The sequence below is a fragment of the Enterobacter sp. JMULE2 genome (assembly GCF_013337145.1).
GTDB classification, from domain to species: Bacteria; Pseudomonadota; Gammaproteobacteria; order Enterobacterales; family Enterobacteriaceae; genus Enterobacter; species Enterobacter mori.
The window spans coordinates 331,255-347,593 of sequence record NZ_SGWD01000016.1; the positions used below are offsets into that span (position 1 = coordinate 331,255).

Sequence of the window (16,339 nt, forward strand, 5' to 3'; positions counted from 1 at the left end):
GAAGAAACCATGCGCCAACGTACTATTGTCTGCCCCATCATTCAGAACGACGGGGCCTATCTGCTGTGCAAAATGGCCGACGATCGCGGCGTATTTCCCGGCCAGTGGGCGCTGTCCGGTGGAGGGATGGAGCCGGGTGAAACGATGGAACAGGCGCTGCGCCGGGAAATCCGCGAGGAACTTGGCGACGCGCTGGAGATTACCGAGGTAAAACCCTGGACATTTCGTGATGACACTCGGGTGAAAACCTACGCCGACGGCACCACGGAAGAAATTTATATGATTTACCTGATCTTCGACTGCATCAGCGCCAACCGTGAGGTGACCTTCAACGAAGAGTTTCAGGAGATTGCCTGGGTTCGCCCGGCGTCCTTACAGGATTTGGATCTGAATGAAGCCACTCGTATGACATTTGCCCAGAAAGGGCTGCTGTAAGGAAGGCTTGCGCATAATGGCAGGAGCACCATTATGCGCAGATCGTTTACAGCGAGATTTTCAAACGTCGAACCGCTTCTATCAGCTGTTCATCCGTTGGCGTCACAAACGACATACGCAGCGTCGTCTGGTCCGGTTCATTGCAGTAGAAGAACTCGCCCGGTACAAACACCACGCCGTTGCTTAACGTCTTCTCCAGCCAGCGCGTGGTGTTCATGCCGTTGTTCATTTTCGCCCACAGGAACATGCCGCCCTTCGGCTTGTGGAACGACATCACATCGCCCAGCTCTGCCTCCAGTTCAGTGGCAAACGTCTGATATTTCTGGCGATAGGCTTCGCGGATCATCTTAATCTGCCCCGCCAGACGACCGGTTTTCAGGTACTCATAGGTCATCAGCTGTGACAGCGTGCTGGTGTGCAGATCGGTGGTTTGCTTCAGGTTCACCACCGCACGTTTCAGCCACTCGGGGACCAGCACCCAGCCCACGCGGGTTCCCGGTGCGAGGATTTTAGAGAAGGTGGAGGTGTACACCACGTTCTCTTCATTGCCGATATCTTTGGCGTGAGCTATCAACGGGCGGAACACTTCGTCGGTGTAATTAATTTCGCTGTACGGGTCGTCTTCGATAATCACGAAATCATAACGTTTTGATAATTCCACCAGCTGTTTACGGCGCGCTTCGGAAAGCGTCACGCCGCCGGGGTTACCAAAGGTTGGAACGATATAGACCGCTTTGATGGCTTTCTTTGCCACCAGCGCTTCAAGCTCATCCACCTTCATACCGTCGCCGTCAGTGCCAACGGATTCAAAGTTGGCCTGCGCCAGGCCGAAGACCTGCAGCGCGGCGAGATAGGTTGGTCGCTCAACGACAACGGTGTCACCCGGGTTGATTAACGCACGCGCCAGCACGTCAAGTGATTGCTGCGAGCCAGAAGTAATAACGACATCATCGGCCTTACAGGCAATACCGCGCCCCTCGCAGATGCGTTTAATTTCCTCGCGCAGCCCCGGGACGCCTTCCGTCAAGCCGTACTGGAACGCCTCGCCAAAATGCTGTGATAAGACGGAATCGGCAGCAATTTTAAGCCCTTCGTGATCGAACAGATCGGGATTAGGAATACCACCGCCCAGCGAAATCACCCCTGCCATTTTGCTATGTTTTAATAATTCACGGATGGCAGAGGATTGCAGGCCCTGCGCGCTGCTGGCGAGTTTGTTTGCAGACATTCTTTGATTACCTTCTTTTTTTATATTGTGCCCAATCTTAGCAGAATATGGGCGATAAATTCCGTAAGCTTAGGCAGTTGACGTAAATCCTGACGCCACAATAAATGCACCGGCCTCGGCGCGGGCGTGTACTGCTCCAGCACCCGCACCAGCCTGCCGCTTGCCAGCTCTTCCGCCACCAGCACCTCCGGTTGCAGCAGTAATCCTGCACCTGCCCGCGCCGCCATGCGTAATCCATAGCCATCGTTGCATCTTAAGATCGCATCCCGCTTCCAGCGCACTTCTCCTTCCATGCCCGGTAGCCGCCACTCATTACGCGCGGTCCACACCGTGTGCGATAGACACAGATGATTCACCAGATCGGCAGGCGTCTGTGGCGTGCCGTAGCGCGCTAAATAGTCCGGCGCGGCGCAGATCACCATCCGGTAGGGGCAGAGATACTTCGCTACCAGATCGTCGTTTTGAATGTCGCCAATGCGAATGGCCAGATCGACCCCTTCATCCACCAGATCGACCATCCGGTTGGTGAGATCCAGCTCCACACGCACCTCCGGATACCGCTGTAAATAGGTGGCGGTGAGCGGTGCAATCACACAGCCACCAAACGACGTCGGTGCCGTGACGCGCAACGTTCCGGCAGGCGCAGCACGCAGCCGCTCGACTGCATTTTCAGCAATGGAGACCTGCTCCAGCACCCGCTTCGCCTCCTCGAAATAGACGCGCCCGGCGTCGGTCAGGCTTTGACGGCGCGTGTTGCGCTCCAGCAGTCGCGTGCCGAGCTGGGTTTCCAGCAGGGCAATATACTTCCCCACCATCACCGCCGACATCTCCAGACGTGATGCAGCACCAGTAAAGCTACCGCTTTCCACCACCGCAATAAACGTCTCCATACCGCGAAGCTTATCCATATTCCGAACCTCTGGTTAGCAATCTTCTAACGTTAGCCCAGTTTATCTGACTTTTTATTTATTAAAGAATGAAGTCTCACAACATAAGGAGTCTGCTATGAAAATCGTCATTATTGGTGCCAGCGGTACAGTCGGTCGTGCAGTAACAGAAGCGCTGAGTCGTCGTCACGAAGTCATCCGCGTGGGTCGCACGCAGGGCGACGAGCAGGTGGATATCACCTCGCAGGCGAGCGTCCAAGCGCTGTTTGAGAAAATCGGTCCGGTGGACGCGATTGTCTCCGCCAGCGGCAGCCTGCACTTTGGCCCCCTCGCGACCATGAAGGACAGCGATTTCAACCGGGGATTGCAGGATAAGCTTTTGGGGCAGGTGCGCCTGGCGCTGACCGGCCAGCACTACCTGAACGAAGGCGGCTCGATTACGCTGATAAGCGGGATTGTGGCGCACGAGCCGATTGCGCAGGGCGTGAATGCCACCACGGTCAATGCGGCGCTGGAAGGGTTTGTGCGCGCTGCCGCCTGTGAGCTGCCGCGCGGGATCCGCATCAACCTGATTAGCCCGACGGTACTCACCGAGTCCGTCGAAGCGTACGACGGCTTCTTCCCGGGCTTTGAGAGCGTTCCCGCCGCGACCGTGGCGCAGGCCTACCGTCGCAGCGTGGAAGGCGTGCAGAGCGGACGCGTGTATAAGGTGGGTTACTGAGCCTTACGGGCGGCGATCAGCACCAGCATCGGGCGCTCTGCCTCTTCGGCCAGCGCGGGCCAGGCGTCAATCTGCGCCTGCGTTGGCCCCCACTCGTTGACCTCGCTTACCGTTAACCCGGCCCCGATCAGCGCGTTAAGCGTGGTGCCCAGCGTGCGGTGATACTTGATAACGCCGTCCGCCAGCCAGTTGCTGACGCGCTTGCCTTCTTCCTGATAATGGTTCACGCCCCAGAACCGCTCGCCACTGTCGTCGGTCAGCCAGCCTTGACGGGTGGCGCAGGTGTAAATGGGGTGCTCCATGGAAAAAACCAGGCTGCCGCCGGGCTTAAGCGCGCGCTGAACCTTCGCTAACAGGGTATCCAGCTCCGGCAGGTAGTGCAGCGCCAGCGAGCTATAGACCAGATCGAGGCTGTTCTCGTTGAGCTCGAGTGATTCCATATCGCTACGCTGATAGTGAATCTGTGGGTCAGCGGTAAGCTCCCCAGCGCGGGCGAGCATCTTTTCGGAGATATCAACGCCCGTGACGTCAGCAGCGCCCAGGTCACGCGCCGCGCGGCAAAACCAGCCGTAGCCGCAGCCGAGATCGACAACCGATTTGCCGGTTAAATCCGGCAGCATGGCCTTAAGCGCGGGCCACTCCGGCGCGCCGTCGAGCCCCTGAACCGAGCGAGGAAGCTGGGCGTAGCCTTCGAAAAATGCCGGGTTGTCGTAGATGTTTTGTGCCATGGCAGATCCCTCTTAAAGAATGTGCATAGCAGTATACTGCATTGTCGGGTGGCGGCTTCGCCTTACCCGACCTACAAAATCTCCGAACCGTAGGCCGGGTAAGCGCAGTGTATGACCGGATACATAGGTGACAGATCAGACCGGGAACATAGGTAACACTTTTCAGTCTATCCGGAGCACACTCTCGGTTTTTCGGTCGTAGTACGCAAGCGTTATTCCGTTAAAGATGATGGCCTCAAGGCCATCATCCTGTTCTTCCAGCATGATGTACTCATCAGTCAGCGCTTCACTCAGGAACACCGTCCCCTTTTTCCCCATATAGAGTGTCCCCCGCGATTTTACCCTGTAGACCGTACCGCCTTCCGGATACGCGTATTCAGGAACACGGCCATCCCAGTGTCGGTTCGAGGGGTGCCATACCGTTCCGGGCGTTGCACCCGCCAGGGCTTCATGCGGCCTTTCGTGGTTAAATTCTTCCCGGTAGCCACTGAACCACCGCTGTTGTTCTTCCATCGTCATGAAGGTGTTGCCCTGTTTCACCGCACTTTTCAGGGAGCGGTGCATTCGCTCATGACGGCCATTTTCTTCCGGATGCCCCTTCCTGATACGCTCAGGCCTGATGCCCAGCTTGATTAGCCAGACGGCAAGACGACTTAGTCCGGCTATCCCTGTTCCCGCGAAGGGCTGACCGTTATCGGTTCTGAGCACTTCCGGCAGACCGTATTCCAGGAACGCATCCGTCAGGCACTGTCTGACGAAGGGCTCGCTCTCCCTGTCCGTTCCCCGGCAGCTCAGAAGATACCGGCTGTGATTGTCGGTCAGGGTGAAGGGATGGCAGTACTCTCTGCTCAGCAACCTGAACTTGCCTTTAAAATCAGCGCTCCAGACCTGGTTGTTCTCACTGATGGTGGTCAGGGGCCGGCGATTGCCCGGGGCCCTGCGTTTTCGCTTTTTATCCGGAACCAGGCCTTCACGCTTGAGGATATCGCCGATAGTGCTGGCAGCAGGTACGGTAAAATCGACATGATGATTGAGCAACCACATCCGCAGTTTTTTGGGGCCCCAGTCAGGGTGTTTTTGCCTCAGGGCCGGTTGCGGTAGGAATAGCCGTTACCGGCTACCCCCCGCGCGGATCCGGACGTGCGCTGCTAACGCATCCGGCTCTTACCTTGGGTTCTGGCGTGAAAGCGGTGCATTGGGTGCGGGTGGACAATTCTGGGGGCGGGTATCCAGCGTTTGCACAACTCTCTGAAGCGTTTCCATGTCATTCGGTGCCTCTGACTTCTCCGTTTCAGTGACTTCAGCCACAACTTTTTTCACTTCCTCCACGAACCGGGTCAGCGCTCTGCTGTTGAAGGGGACACCGTAATAATTGATGTGCCCCTCAACCACTCGCCTTAACCATCGGCCTGTTGCGGCCGGTTTCTCGTGAAGTCGCTTTCGAAGTGTCTGTTTGATTGCCTTCAGTTGTGCCAGACGACGGCTACGTTTGGTCTTGCGCATCACCACCGTGTTGCCTGCCCGGTTTTGTCCAACGTAGTGGGTAAATCCCAGAAAATCAAACGTTCCGGGCTTTCCCTGCTCTTCCCTGTAGTGGCTCAGGGCGAAACGCCCAAAGCGTACCAGTCGGGTTTTCTCCGGATGGACTTTCAGACCAAATTTCCCCAGCCGCTGTTTCAGAGCTGACAAGCACTCCCGGGCATCCCGGTGCTTCTGGAATCCCAGCACAGCGTCGTCAGCATACCTGACCATCACCACGTCCCCCTGCGCATACTTTCGGGTTTTGTTCATCCACTGATCGAAGCTGTAGTGCAGGTAAATGTTAGCAAGTATCGGTGAGCACACCGCGCCCTGCGGGACGCCGACGCGCGAACGCTGCCGGTGTCCGTGTTTATCCCTTACTCCAACCGTGATCCACTGTTTGATCAGCCTCAGTATGCGCTCGTCCCCGATCCGGTGCCGGAGAAACCGGAGCAACCAGTCATGTTCCACGGTATCGAAGAACTTACTGATGTCCAGATCCAGCACCCAGTTTACCTTTCGCGTCATAATCGCCGAATGCAGGGCATCCAGTGCGTCATGCTGACCTCTTCCCGGTCTGAATCCATAGGAAAACCCCAGAAAATCAGCCTCGTAGATTTGGTTCAGCACCGTCACCATCGCCTGCTGTACGATTTTGTCCTCCAGACACACAATGCTCAGCGGTCTTTCTGACCCATCTTCTTTGGGGATGAACACCTGCCTTGCTGGCAGGGGTCTGTACTGCCCCCGCTGAAGTCTGCCGTGGAGTGCTCTGAGATTGTCATGCGCGTTCTGCGCATAGCTGTCCCATGTCACTCCGTCGCAGCCCGGTGCAGACTGACGTTTGAGTTGATGGAAGCTCTGCATCAGCAGCGCTTCGCTTATGTGGTGGAAGAGACTGGTAAACTGTTGATGTTTATCCCTTTGTGCAGCTTCCCGCACAGCCAGCAGACGTGACGTCGTATTTCCCCGGCTCTGAGTCCGGATACGGTCGTGCTGTTGGCTGTTCCCCTTGGTCACGGGCCTTCCCTCCGTCAATTCCGCCACACTGTTACATGTTTTGTTCACTGATTTCTCCGGTACTATGCCCGTGTCCGACTTCCTGAACTCCGTTGCACCTTGTCTTTACGCTTTAGTACAGCGGCCCGCGACTGCGGGGCTGGTTCAGGATCTCCCAGGTTCCGTCTGACGAACTTCTCCACATGCGCCGGGTCTCCGACCCCGGGAGGTATGAACACGTCTCGCCATGATGACATGTCCATTATTGGTTTCTGCTTCGCTTAACAACATCACCACCTCCAATTAGCTTGTATTTCGTGGCTCAATACCGGGCCTGTGGATGCCTTCGCTAACACTTCACGTCAGAAGTTACCCGCTGCCGCGCATAGCTAAAGGACCGGGCGAGTGGCTGGCTCTTACCCGGGAGGGACTTTCACCCTCTGTTCTGTCACCAGCTTATCCTGGCGTACTAAGCTGTCCGGCGATATCATCAGGAACCGTCCGGGAGTGGGAGTGTGGCGCGCGCGACCGGTCAGAGAGAGATGACAGGTCAGCGGGGTCAAAACGCTGAAGCCATTTATAGCCGGTTTTACGGCTGATGCCAAAAAGACGGCAAAGCGCGGAGAAGGAGTCCGTACCTGCATGGCAGGCACGGATAAAATCAAGGCGTTGCATAGGTCGGGTCTCAGTCCAGGGCATAGCGAGTCTCCTCTTCTATGCCAGTTATAACTGTTACCCATGTATCCGGTCTAAAGTGTTACCCATGTTTCCGGTTCATACCGCAGCGCCACCCGGCACCACATTAGCCCACCGAGCCCCAGACGAGGTTGCCCTTGTGGAACGTCGCGGTACGCGGTGAAATGCGCGCCACGGCCTCGGCGGAACAGGAGGCATCCACCAGCACAAAGCTGGCGTCGTCCTGCGCTTTCGGCCACACGCGCTCGCCTTTGTCGTTCAGCGGCAGCACGTCGCCGGTGGCGATACCGAGCGCGCGGGAGAGCGTCTGCTCGTTCGGGCGGATGTAGAGCTGCGCATAAAGATTCGCTTTTTCCAGCATGTCCCCCAGACCGTAGGGCGACCAGTGGTCGATCACGCTGTCGGTCCCCGTCATCACAAACACGCCCTTCTCGCGCAGCTGCTTCAGCGGCATATGCAGGGTGCCAATCGGCACGGTGGAGGCGATGGTCACCTGCTGCGCCGCCATGCGGGTGGCGATCTCATCCACCTGCTGCTCGTTGAGCGTCGCCAGCGCGAAGGCGTGGCTGATGGTCAGTTTGCCCTTCAGCTCCGGCGTTTTCTCCACGGTTTCGACCATGTAGTTCACCGCCGCCACGCCCGCCGGGCTGGTTTCGTGCAGGTGAATATCCACCCCTTTGTCGTAGTCCAGCGCGATCTGGAACATCAGATCGAGAGATTTCTCCATCGCACCGTCAACGTTAGTCGGGTCCAGCCCGCCTACGTAGTGCGCCCCGGCCTGCATCGCCTCGCGCATCAGCTTTTCAGAATTCGACAGCAGCAGCCCATGCTGCGGGAAGGCGACGATTTCGCAGTCAAAACCCGCTTTGCGGCGCGCCAGCACTGCCTGCAGATTTTCCAGGTTTTTCAGGCCGGAAACCGGCTCAATATTGCAGTGGCTGCGGGCGATGGTAGAGCCTTTCGACTGGATCAGGTCGATCAGCTTTTCCGCGCGCTCCTGGGTGTAGGGCTGCAGCTCCGGCAGCATTTTTTGTTCCAGGCGGATCATGTCCTGAATCGTGGTACCCGCCGGACGGTTCAGCGAGCGCCACGGGCCGCCGTAAAAGGTTTTATCCAGATGGATGTGCATGTCGCGCATCGCCGGGAGCATCAGCTTGCCGCCCGCGTCATAGTGCGGCAGCGTGGCGTCGGCATGGATTTTATTGTCGCGCAGGGCGACGATCTTGCCGTCTTTGATTTCCAGCGTTTTCAGCTCGGTGCGGGTGCTTGTCGCCACGCTGTCGTCAACGTTAAACCCGGCTTCGAGTAGCACGTTGTCGAGGTAGTAATGCTTTGCGGTGATGCTCATCGGTTTGCCGGTCTCGCAGGTTGGCTTTGCTGAGTCAGCAGCATACGCGACGGATCCGGTCGCGCCAAACAGCGCGCAGGCGGTGACCATTTTGCCGCTCTGGCTGATGAATTCGCGGCGGCTTTTATTTTCACTCATCTTATCTTCCTTCATTAACAATATGGGTACCGGTTTCCCCGCGCAGCGCCGCGGGCAGGCAGTCCGGCGAGGTGATAATCACGCGCTTGCCGCCGTGGTGTAAAAACTCCAGCGAGGCGACGATTTTGGGGAGCATGCTGCCCGCCGGGAAGTGGCCCTCTTCCATGTAGCGCGCCATCTGCGCCACGTTTACAGCGTCCAGCGCCTGCTGGTTTGGCTTGCCGAAGTTGACGCACACCTTTTCCACGCCGGTGGTGATCACCAGCACGTCGGCGCGGATCTCGCGCGCCAGTAGCGCGGTGGAAAGATCTTTATCAATCACCGCGTCGACGCTCTGATACTCCCCCTGCTCACTGCGAACAACGGGGATCCCCCCGCCGCCCGCGCCGATCACCACAAAGCCTTTTTGCGTCAGCGTTTTGATGGCGTCGGCCTCAACGATGCGCAGCGGCTGGGGTGAAGCCACCACTCGACGGTAGCCCCGACCGGAGTCCTCAACAAAATGCCAGTCCGGGTGCGCGCGCTGCAGCTCGTCGCGCTGTGCCTCGCTGAAAAACGCACCGATCGGTTTCGTCGGGTGCGTAAAGCCGGGATCGTTTTTATCGACTTCGACCTGCGTGACGACCGTGACCGCTTTTTGCTCGCCGCGCGCGGCAAGCCGGTTGTTTAGCGCCTGCTGGATCAGGTAACCGATGCCACCCTGCGTATCCGCCACGCAGTTTGCCAGCGGGGTCAGCGGCAGCCCTTCCCGCTCGTGGGCGATTTCGGCACGGCGCAGATCCAGCCCCACCTGGGGGCCGTTGCCGTGGGTGAGCACGATGTCATAGTCAGAGGCCAGCATTTCCAGCACCGACTCGGCCACCGCTTTCACCGCCTGCGCCTGATGTTCAACCGACTGGCTGGCGTTGTCTTTGATAATGCTGTTGCCGCCGATGGCGACGACCATAAGCTCTTTCATTTTGTTTCCTTTAGAAGGTGCGTTCTGGTGCCCTCACCCCTGCCCTCTCCCACAGGGAGAGGGGGATTAACAGAGATATCCAGCACATGCTTCACCACAAACATGCCGCCCATCATCAGATACGCGGTGACGAACATCAGCGAACTGCCTTCGGCAAATCCCACCACCGGGGCATGGATCACCCCAAACAGCGCCAGCAGCGCCCCGCCCGCAGCGGCGACAGCCCCGCGCAGCGGTTTGTTGATGATGGCGAAGATGGCGATACAGCCCCACAGCATGCTGGCGAGCGGTGCGCCGTTACCGAGATGCATCAGCCCTTCGTAGTAGATCCCTTTGCTGTGCAGCACGTCGGTGCCGATTTTCCCCGCGCTGGTGCCTGCGGCGCTCATCACGCTGTTCATCATGGTCAGCGCCCAGTTGGCGATCCACGGGAACAGGCAGATGAAGATGACGGGCACCTCCACTTTGGGCGTTTCCCTCACCACCTGGTTGGCCGTCACGACGCCGATAAACACCAGAATCGGCACGATGGCGGTCATCGGTATGATGGCGAGCATAAACGCTCCCAGCCCGAACAGCGGCACGATGAACATGGTCACGCCCGAGGCCAGCGTGTAGCCGATGCTGGCTCCCATCGCTTTCCAGCCGGGATGGCCGACGTAGACCGTGACCGGGAACGGGTTCCCCATCAGGCAGCCGAGCATCGACGCCAGACCGTTCGCCAGCATCACCTTGCGGGTCGGGTATTCATCCCCTGCCGCGTGGGCGCTTTCGATGTTTTCCAGGTCAAAGATGTAGTTCGCCAGCCCCAGCGGAACGGCCGATGCCAGGTACGGCAGCGCGTGCGGCAGCCCCTGCATAAAGCTGTCCACATGCACTTCCGGCGGGTTAAAGCCGAAGGATGACATGGACGCTTTAATCGCTTCCGGGCTTTGCAGACCCGAGAGCCACGCTAGCGCCGTTCCGGCAACCAGCAACAGCAGACCGGTCGGGATTTTGGCGAAAATGGGCTTTTTACCGAACCAGTTAATAAAGATGAGCAGCAGCACGATAAACGACACGGTCGGCGCTTCGAACGCCTGCAGCATCGGGTTCATCGCCAGCAGCAGCAGGCCCAAACCGGAGAGGCACGACAGCAGCACGGTGCGCGGGATCATCTTGCGGATGGTCTCACCCAGGAACGAACCGCCCGCCAGGATCATCGCTTCCACAAAGCACCACACCAGGCCAATCTGAATGGCGAACTCCGCATCGCCCGTTTGCTGATACACCGGCATCAGCACCAGGAAGGTCACGGTAAAAATTGACGGCGCGCTGGGGCCGGACGGCAGCGCGGTGACATCCGTTCGCCCGGTGGCACGCGCCATTTGCATGCCGAACCAGGCGTAGCAAATACTCGCGACCAGCACCGCCAGCCCGAAGGCCGGCGCGATGCGTCCATAAACAATCTCCTTCGGGATGCCGACGACAAAAATGAGCAGCCCCATCATGGTCAGCAAATTGGTCAGGTTGTTGGTCATCAACCCGAAATACGCCGCCCAGTCACCTCTTTTCCACTCCAGTTTCATGTTTTTCATGGATGCTTGCCTTATAAAAAGTAGCGATCGCGGAAGGTCAACAGCGCCTTTTCAAAACAGCTAAACGGCGGGTGAACGATGCCCGCCCCAATCATGCCGATGCCCGCATCTTTATGGGCAATGGCGGTGTTAATCACCGGCAGAATGCCGCTGCCCGCGACTTTAGTGATGTCGATGGCGGTTGGGATGCCCATAAACGAGAGCAGCGGAATGGTGACGTTCGGGTTTTCGCCGAGGGTGATTTCGCGCATCTGGCGGGAGAAGTCGATGGCTTCGTCCACCGTCCCGCCCACCAGCGCGACAATCGCCGGGGCCGTCGCCATCGCAAAGCCGCCAATGCCGTAGGTTTCGGTGATGGCGCTGTCGCCGATGTCCAGCCCGGAGTCTTCCGGCTTATAGCCCGCGAACATCGGACCGATCACCTGCTGCGCCGGGCCGGTGAACCACTGCCCCGGCAGGCCGGAAACGCGCAGGCCGAACTCGTAGCCGTTGCGCGCCATGGTGGTGACGACGGTGCTGTACTCAATGCCGTGAGCGGCGTCCAGCGCGGCCTTACACATCGCCATCCACGTCGGGCCGGAGAAGTAGTCGCTGCTGGCGACAAACTCAAATACCTCGCGCTGCTGCTCCACCGGATAGCCCGCCTGAATCAGCCCCGGCGTCAGCGCCTGGATCAGCAGCGTGGTGCCCGCGTTGTTGCGGTTGTGGCACTCGTCGCCCATGTGCAGCGCCTGCGCCAGCATCAGGCGCAGGTCGATTTCGCCGATAATCTTCATCGCGTCGCGCAGCATCGGGCCGAGCACGTCGCGCATCCAGATCAGGCGGTCGATGACGCTCTGGTCGTTGGCCCCCATGCGCAGGATCTTCGCCATCTGCTCGCTGAGGTTGGTGAACGCGCGGTTGCCGTAGGTTTTGTTTTCAACGATGTGCATAAACATCGACGCGGAGGTGACGCCCGCCATCGAGCCCACGCAGTCGTGCTCGTGGCACGGCGAGAACGTAATATCTCCGGAGGCGGCGAGCCTTGCCGCATCGTCCAGATCTTTCGCCAGCCCTTCAAACACCAGCGCCCCGGTGACCGCACCCTTCATCGCCCCGCACATGTTTTCCCAGGCGACGGGCGGACCGGCGTGCAGAATGGTGGTGCGGGTCATGCCCGGCACAACGTTAATGGCCTGGTCATAGCCCACCAGCACCGGATGGGACTGAATAATGCGCTCAAGCGCAAGCTTGTTGGCGGCGGCGATTTTCTCCGCCAGCGGTTTTTCGGCCAGCTGGTCGAGCGCCTCAACGACCTGCATATTGCCCTGCCCCGGCGGCGTCCAGTCGAGCTGGGTGACGGGAACGTGTTGTTTTTTGAGGTCATCGCTGAACATCGCAATGCCGACGTTAATGACGTTCAGCGGCTGGTTGAATAAGGTCGTCATTATGCTTTCTCCCCTTTGCAGACAAATTCGCGTGCCAGTAATCCGGTGTTGGTACTGCTGCTGGCCCATATAACGCCAGCGTCGGTCAGCAGCTGGCACTGCTGCGCCAGCGACTGCGGATCCTGGTCGGTACCGAGCACGTAGCCGAGAATTTCCAGTGGACGGTTATCCGCCTTCGCGATGGCCTGCGCCTCCTTAATGGCATCAAGCATCACCCCCACCGGATCCTCATGTGCGCCGAAGCCCAGCACGAAGTCCATCACGATGACGCCCACCTCTGGATCGCGCGCCTCCTGCAGCAGGCGGCTGATGCGGTTGGTCGGGTCGATCATCGGGTGCGGCTTGCCGTTGGTGAAGTCGTCGTCGCCAAAGTCGAGGAAGGTGTGGGCTTTACTGACGCTGATGTCACTCAGGCGCCTGGCCGGATCCGGCTGGATGTTGCTGTAGACGTCGTCGAATTTCGCAAGCGCCGCAAACATCGCCTCGTCGCACAGGGTGCCGCCGCAGAACAGGCCGCGAATGTACTTCTGCTGCGGGGTCAGGCGGGCGCGCACCTCTTCAATCAAAGGCCAGTTGAGCGGATGCAGGTCCAGGGACTCTTTTTTGATGCCGGTAAGCAGGACTGCCTTCAGAGCCGCCTCTTTGGTGCCGCGCGCAAACTGCAGGCCATCTTCATCGGCGGGCGGTTCGCTGCGGCCGAGGAAGCAAACAACCACAGGCTTGCGGCAGGCGCGGGCGCGAGCCAGCACTTTCTCCGCCACCGCAGGGGCCGGTGGCTTGGAGATGAGTGCAATTACCTGAGTGCCCTCGTCGGCTTCCAGCATGTCGATGGCGTCGAGCATCATCAGGCCGCCAATTTTCTCGCTGAGATCGCGCCCGCCGGTGCCAATCAACTGCGACACACCGCCGCCGAATTCGTGAATGCGCACGCTCAGCTCCTGGCTGCCGGTGCCGGAAGCGCCGACGATGCCAATCGAGCCGCGGCGCACCGCGTTAGCAAAGCACAGTCCCGCGCCGTTGATGATGGCGGTGCCGCAGTCCGGCCCCATCATCAGCAGCCCTTTCTGGTGCGCGAGCTGCTTCAGCGCCAGCTCGTCGTCGAGCGACACGTTATCGGAAAAGAGCATCACGTTAAGATCGTTTTCCAGCGCCTGGCGCGCTTCGCGGGCGGCGAAGGTACCGTTGACGGAAATCACCGCAAGGTTTGCGTCAGGACGATGGGTTTTGGCGCTGGCAATCGTGGCGTAGCGCGCTTCATGGGAGCCTGCGCTCTCTTTACGGGTGAACAGCGCTTCGATGGCCGCCAGCGTTTCATCATTCGCCGCGTCGCCTTTAATCACGATCATCAGGTCGCCGTTTTTGGCTTCGGCTAATTCTGGCGTTAATAGCCCGAGGTTTTTTAATACGCCTTTGTTCATTTCCGTTGCCATAGCCACAAACGCCTGCTCGACGCCCGGCAATTTATTGGCTTTGGTGGAAACGGACATTAATGATACGGAGTCAAAATAGGTATTCTTTTTAATCACGATTTTCGTTGGCATTATTTTCTCCTGAAAGCGGATAAAAGGGGGCCGCCGTCGTGCAAAATGCACGTCGGTTAAAAATACTTTTGAATTAACGGCCAGCCGGAAAAGGCTGGCCGAATGCGTTATGCGCCTGCCGCCAGCAGCAGCTCGGCTATCGCATCGAAGCCTTTTTCCCGCGCCAGCTCGAGCGGGGTTTTGCCATATTTGTCGGTCATGTGCGGGTTCGCGCCGTGATCCAGCAGCAGCTTGACGATCTCCTGCTGCTTCGCGCCGCCGTCGTTAAGCACGATCGCTTCCAGCAGCGGCGTCCAGCCGACAAAATTGGTGTGGTTGACGTTGATATCCGTTTTTTCCAGCAGCTCGCGCACGATCTCCACGTGCCCTTTTTCACTGGCAGGGGTAATGCCCACGCCGCCAAAGCGCGTCAGGCGGTCAAGATCCGGGTTTGCCGGAAGCACAAGGCGCAGCAAGGTAATATCGTTGGTCAGGCAGCTAATCAGGAAGGGGTTAAAGCAGGTCTGGTCCTGTTTATCAATATCCGCACCGGCGGCAATTAATAGCTCCACGCAGGAATAATGCTTTTTCAGGCTGGCAATAATAACCGCGGTTCTTTTCTGACGGTTGGTGGCGTTAATATCCACGCCTTTCTCCAGACAGGCTTTTAGCGCATCGCTATTGCCCTCTTCTGCCGCCAGCAGAAATTCAGTAACGAGTTCAGTTTCAGACATATTCAGACTCCGATGTTTTTTATTTCTGTTGACCTGAGAATAGCAACAGCCTGGTCATAAAAGAATCCGCTTAAAAATGATTCATCGACAGTCAATTCATTGTTGAGTTAAATTCAATAAACCGGTTAAAACGTGCGTCTGTGCAACCTTTTTCTTATGTTTAACCGCGTTTTAGCGCGCGAAGCTGCATTATGCTTATGCCTGACGAAGCCTTACCGAGTGCGGCCTGCAGCAAATAGTCAGAACTGTGACCGGCTTCAAATGCGTTGTAACATCGTTGTTAAAATATGTTCAAAACTGATGGCTGACGGGAGTGAGATATGAATTCCATCTTTACCGAAGAGAACCTGCTGGCCTTCACCACCGCGGCGCGCTTTGGCAGCTTCAGCAAAGCCGCCGCCGAACTGGGCGTGACGACCTCCGCCATCAGTTACACCATTAAGCGCATGGAGACCGGGCTGGACGTAGTGCTGTTTGTGCGCAACACGCGCAGCATCGAACTGACCGAGTCCGGCTTTTACTTTTACCGCAAGGCCACCGACCTGCTAAACGACTTCCATGCCATCAAGCGCGGGATTGATACCATTTCGCAGGGCATTGAGGCGAGGGTGCGCATCTGTATTAATCAGCTGTTGTATACGCCGCGCCACACCGCCAGGCTGCTGCAGGTGCTGAAAAAACAGTTTCCGACCTGTCAGATCACCGTCACTACCGAGGTCTACAACGGTGTCTGGGATTCTATTATCAACAACCAGGCCAATATCGCGATTGGCGCACCGGACACGCTGCTCGACGGCGGCGGGATCGATTACACCGAAATTGGCGCTATTCGCTGGGTCTTTGCCATCGCGCCGGAACATCCGCTCGCCTTTGTTCCCGAACCGATAGCGGAGAGCCAGCTGCGCCTGTATCCGAACATCATGGTGGAAGATACCGCGCATACCATTAACAAAAAGGTTGGCTGGCTGCTGCACGGTCAGGAGGCGATTCTGGTGCCGGATTTCAACACCAAATGCCAGTGTCAGATCCTGGGGGAAGGGATTGGCTTTTTGCCGGAATACATGGCGAGAGAGGCGGTGGAGGATGGACTCCTGGCGACGCGACGCATTAACAACCCGCGCCAGGATTCGCGCATGCTGCTCGCCACGCAGCATGCCGCGACCGGTCAGGTGACGCGCTGGATCAAACAGCAGTTTGGTCCAGAAGGTGTACTGACCGGGATCTACAGCGATTTACTCTGGCGTGCTTAGCTTTTGGTTTGCACCCAGAACGCGTGGATAAGGCCGGGGAAGTAGCCCAGAATGGTCAGCAGGATATTCAGAATAAATGCCCAGCCAAATCCTTTACCAAGCAGCACCCCCAACGGCGGGAGAATAATCGTAAAAACAACGCGCCAAAAACCCATAATGACTCCGTGCAAGC

General features: G+C 58.0%; 15 protein-coding genes and 1 pseudogene. 3 read left to right on the forward strand and 13 right to left on the reverse strand.

All coding sequences use genetic code 11. From position 1 onward, the window contains the following. The first annotated feature begins 9 nt into the window (after window positions 1-9). Entirely contained in the window at window positions 10-435 is a 426-nt protein-coding gene (gene nudI / locus EXW94_RS21600; protein ID WP_174340974.1) for a nucleoside triphosphatase NudI, read from the forward strand. A 46-nt stretch (window positions 436-481) separates the two neighbouring features. On the opposite strand, the gene EXW94_RS21605 is transcribed toward nudI, so the two are convergent. Next, complete coding sequence (locus tag EXW94_RS21605; protein ID WP_174340975.1) at window positions 482-1,663, reverse strand: PLP-dependent aminotransferase family protein; 1,182 nt, start codon at window positions 1,661-1,663, stop codon at window positions 482-484. A 20-nt stretch (window positions 1,664-1,683) separates the two neighbouring features. Continuing rightward, the gene (locus tag EXW94_RS21610; RefSeq protein WP_042715351.1) at window positions 1,684-2,571 is read right to left on the reverse strand and encodes a LysR family transcriptional regulator; all 888 of its coding nucleotides are present in this window, start codon (window positions 2,569-2,571) and stop codon (window positions 1,684-1,686) included. 97 nt (window positions 2,572-2,668) lie between these two features. Between EXW94_RS21610 and EXW94_RS21615 the strand changes: the two genes are divergently transcribed. After that, window positions 2,669-3,271: a short chain dehydrogenase gene (locus tag EXW94_RS21615; RefSeq protein ID WP_108416435.1), complete on the forward strand. Its 603-nt coding sequence runs from the start codon at window positions 2,669-2,671 to the stop codon at window positions 3,269-3,271. On the opposite strand, the gene EXW94_RS21620 is transcribed toward EXW94_RS21615, so the two are convergent. From EXW94_RS21620 to EXW94_RS21665, 10 genes and pseudogenes are all read right to left on the reverse strand, one after another. Then, entirely contained in the window at window positions 3,265-3,999 is a 735-nt protein-coding gene (locus EXW94_RS21620) for a bifunctional 2-polyprenyl-6-hydroxyphenol methylase/3-demethylubiquinol 3-O-methyltransferase UbiG (RefSeq protein WP_174340976.1), read from the reverse strand. The two genes, EXW94_RS21615 and EXW94_RS21620, sit on opposite strands and share 7 nt — an antisense overlap. 162 nt (window positions 4,000-4,161) lie before the next feature. Beyond that, window positions 4,162-5,043 (reverse strand): DDE-type integrase/transposase/recombinase, encoded by an 882-nt coding sequence (locus EXW94_RS21625; protein WP_174340977.1) that lies wholly within the window; start codon window positions 5,041-5,043, stop codon window positions 4,162-4,164. Between the two features lie 104 nt (window positions 5,044-5,147). Continuing rightward, window positions 5,148-6,606, reverse strand: a pseudogene (gene ltrA / locus EXW94_RS21630) (group II intron reverse transcriptase/maturase). 369 nt (window positions 6,607-6,975) lie between these two features. Beyond that, a complete protein-coding gene (locus EXW94_RS21635) occupies window positions 6,976-7,218 on the reverse strand; it encodes a helix-turn-helix domain-containing protein (RefSeq protein ID WP_174340978.1) in 243 nt (80 codons plus the stop codon). A gap of 103 nt (window positions 7,219-7,321) precedes the next feature. Continuing rightward, on the reverse strand, window positions 7,322-8,701 hold the full coding sequence (locus EXW94_RS21640; protein ID WP_174340979.1) for an amidohydrolase family protein: 1,380 nt from the start codon (window positions 8,699-8,701) through the stop codon (window positions 7,322-7,324). A gap of 1 nt (window position 8,702) precedes the next feature. Next, window positions 8,703-9,659, reverse strand: a complete 957-nt coding sequence (locus EXW94_RS21645) for a carbamate kinase family protein (protein WP_174340980.1) — start codon at window positions 9,657-9,659, stop codon at window positions 8,703-8,705. Next, window positions 9,656-11,236 (reverse strand): xanthine permease, encoded by a 1,581-nt coding sequence (locus tag EXW94_RS21650; protein ID WP_174340981.1) that lies wholly within the window; start codon window positions 11,234-11,236, stop codon window positions 9,656-9,658. Before EXW94_RS21650 ends, EXW94_RS21645 begins: the two co-directional genes overlap by 4 nt. A gap of 11 nt (window positions 11,237-11,247) precedes the next feature. After that, window positions 11,248-12,663: a DUF1116 domain-containing protein gene (locus EXW94_RS21655; RefSeq protein WP_174340982.1), complete on the reverse strand. Its 1,416-nt coding sequence runs from the start codon at window positions 12,661-12,663 to the stop codon at window positions 11,248-11,250. Then, window positions 12,663-14,204 carry an acyl-CoA synthetase FdrA gene (fdrA, locus tag EXW94_RS21660; RefSeq protein WP_174340983.1) on the reverse strand — a complete coding sequence of 514 codons (1,542 nt, stop codon included), beginning with the start codon at window positions 14,202-14,204 and terminating at the stop codon, window positions 12,663-12,665. The genes EXW94_RS21655 and fdrA overlap by 1 nt, the downstream gene beginning before the upstream one ends. A 107-nt stretch (window positions 14,205-14,311) precedes the next feature. Continuing rightward, window positions 14,312-14,917 carry an ankyrin repeat domain-containing protein gene (locus tag EXW94_RS21665; RefSeq protein ID WP_089598173.1) on the reverse strand — a complete coding sequence of 202 codons (606 nt, stop codon included), beginning with the start codon at window positions 14,915-14,917 and terminating at the stop codon, window positions 14,312-14,314. Between the two features lie 320 nt (window positions 14,918-15,237). Between EXW94_RS21665 and EXW94_RS21670 the strand changes: the two genes are divergently transcribed. Continuing rightward, window positions 15,238-16,167 (forward strand): LysR substrate-binding domain-containing protein, encoded by a 930-nt coding sequence (locus EXW94_RS21670; protein ID WP_100166249.1) that lies wholly within the window; start codon window positions 15,238-15,240, stop codon window positions 16,165-16,167. On the opposite strand, the gene EXW94_RS21675 is transcribed toward EXW94_RS21670, so the two are convergent. Then, complete coding sequence (locus EXW94_RS21675) at window positions 16,164-16,322, reverse strand: YqaE/Pmp3 family membrane protein (protein WP_010434321.1); 159 nt, start codon at window positions 16,320-16,322, stop codon at window positions 16,164-16,166. The two genes, EXW94_RS21670 and EXW94_RS21675, sit on opposite strands and share 4 nt — an antisense overlap. Window positions 16,323-16,339 lie beyond the last annotated feature (17 nt).

What these genes read in the sequence shown, in the direction of transcription:
- EXW94_RS21645 (WP_174340980.1), bottom strand. Translation starts at nt 9,659, where the DNA reads ATGAAAGAGCTTATGGTCGTCGCCATCGGCGGCAACAGCATTATCAAA.
- EXW94_RS21665 (WP_089598173.1), bottom strand. Translation starts at nt 14,917, where the DNA reads ATGTCTGAAACTGAACTCGTTACTGAATTTCTGCTGGCGGCAGAAGAG.
- EXW94_RS21670 (WP_100166249.1), top strand. Translation starts at nt 15,238, where the DNA reads ATGAATTCCATCTTTACCGAAGAGAACCTGCTGGCCTTCACCACCGCG.
- EXW94_RS21655 (WP_174340982.1), bottom strand. Translation starts at nt 12,663, where the DNA reads ATGACGACCTTATTCAACCAGCCGCTGAACGTCATTAACGTCGGCATT.
- EXW94_RS21605 (WP_174340975.1), bottom strand. Translation starts at nt 1,663, where the DNA reads ATGTCTGCAAACAAACTCGCCAGCAGCGCGCAGGGCCTGCAATCCTCT.
- EXW94_RS21625 (WP_174340977.1), bottom strand. Translation starts at nt 5,043, where the DNA reads ATGTGGTTGCTCAATCATCATGTCGATTTTACCGTACCTGCTGCCAGC.
- fdrA (WP_174340983.1), bottom strand. Translation starts at nt 14,204, where the DNA reads ATGCCAACGAAAATCGTGATTAAAAAGAATACCTATTTTGACTCCGTA.
- EXW94_RS21675 (WP_010434321.1), bottom strand. Translation starts at nt 16,322, where the DNA reads ATGGGTTTTTGGCGCGTTGTTTTTACGATTATTCTCCCGCCGTTGGGG.
- EXW94_RS21610 (WP_042715351.1), bottom strand. Translation starts at nt 2,571, where the DNA reads ATGGATAAGCTTCGCGGTATGGAGACGTTTATTGCGGTGGTGGAAAGC.
- nudI (WP_174340974.1), top strand. Translation starts at nt 10, where the DNA reads ATGCGCCAACGTACTATTGTCTGCCCCATCATTCAGAACGACGGGGCC.
- EXW94_RS21650 (WP_174340981.1), bottom strand. Translation starts at nt 11,236, where the DNA reads ATGAAAAACATGAAACTGGAGTGGAAAAGAGGTGACTGGGCGGCGTAT.
- EXW94_RS21635 (WP_174340978.1), bottom strand. Translation starts at nt 7,218, where the DNA reads ATGCCCTGGACTGAGACCCGACCTATGCAACGCCTTGATTTTATCCGT.
- EXW94_RS21640 (WP_174340979.1), bottom strand. Translation starts at nt 8,701, where the DNA reads ATGAGTGAAAATAAAAGCCGCCGCGAATTCATCAGCCAGAGCGGCAAA.
- EXW94_RS21620 (WP_174340976.1), bottom strand. Translation starts at nt 3,999, where the DNA reads ATGGCACAAAACATCTACGACAACCCGGCATTTTTCGAAGGCTACGCC.
- EXW94_RS21615 (WP_108416435.1), top strand. Translation starts at nt 2,669, where the DNA reads ATGAAAATCGTCATTATTGGTGCCAGCGGTACAGTCGGTCGTGCAGTA.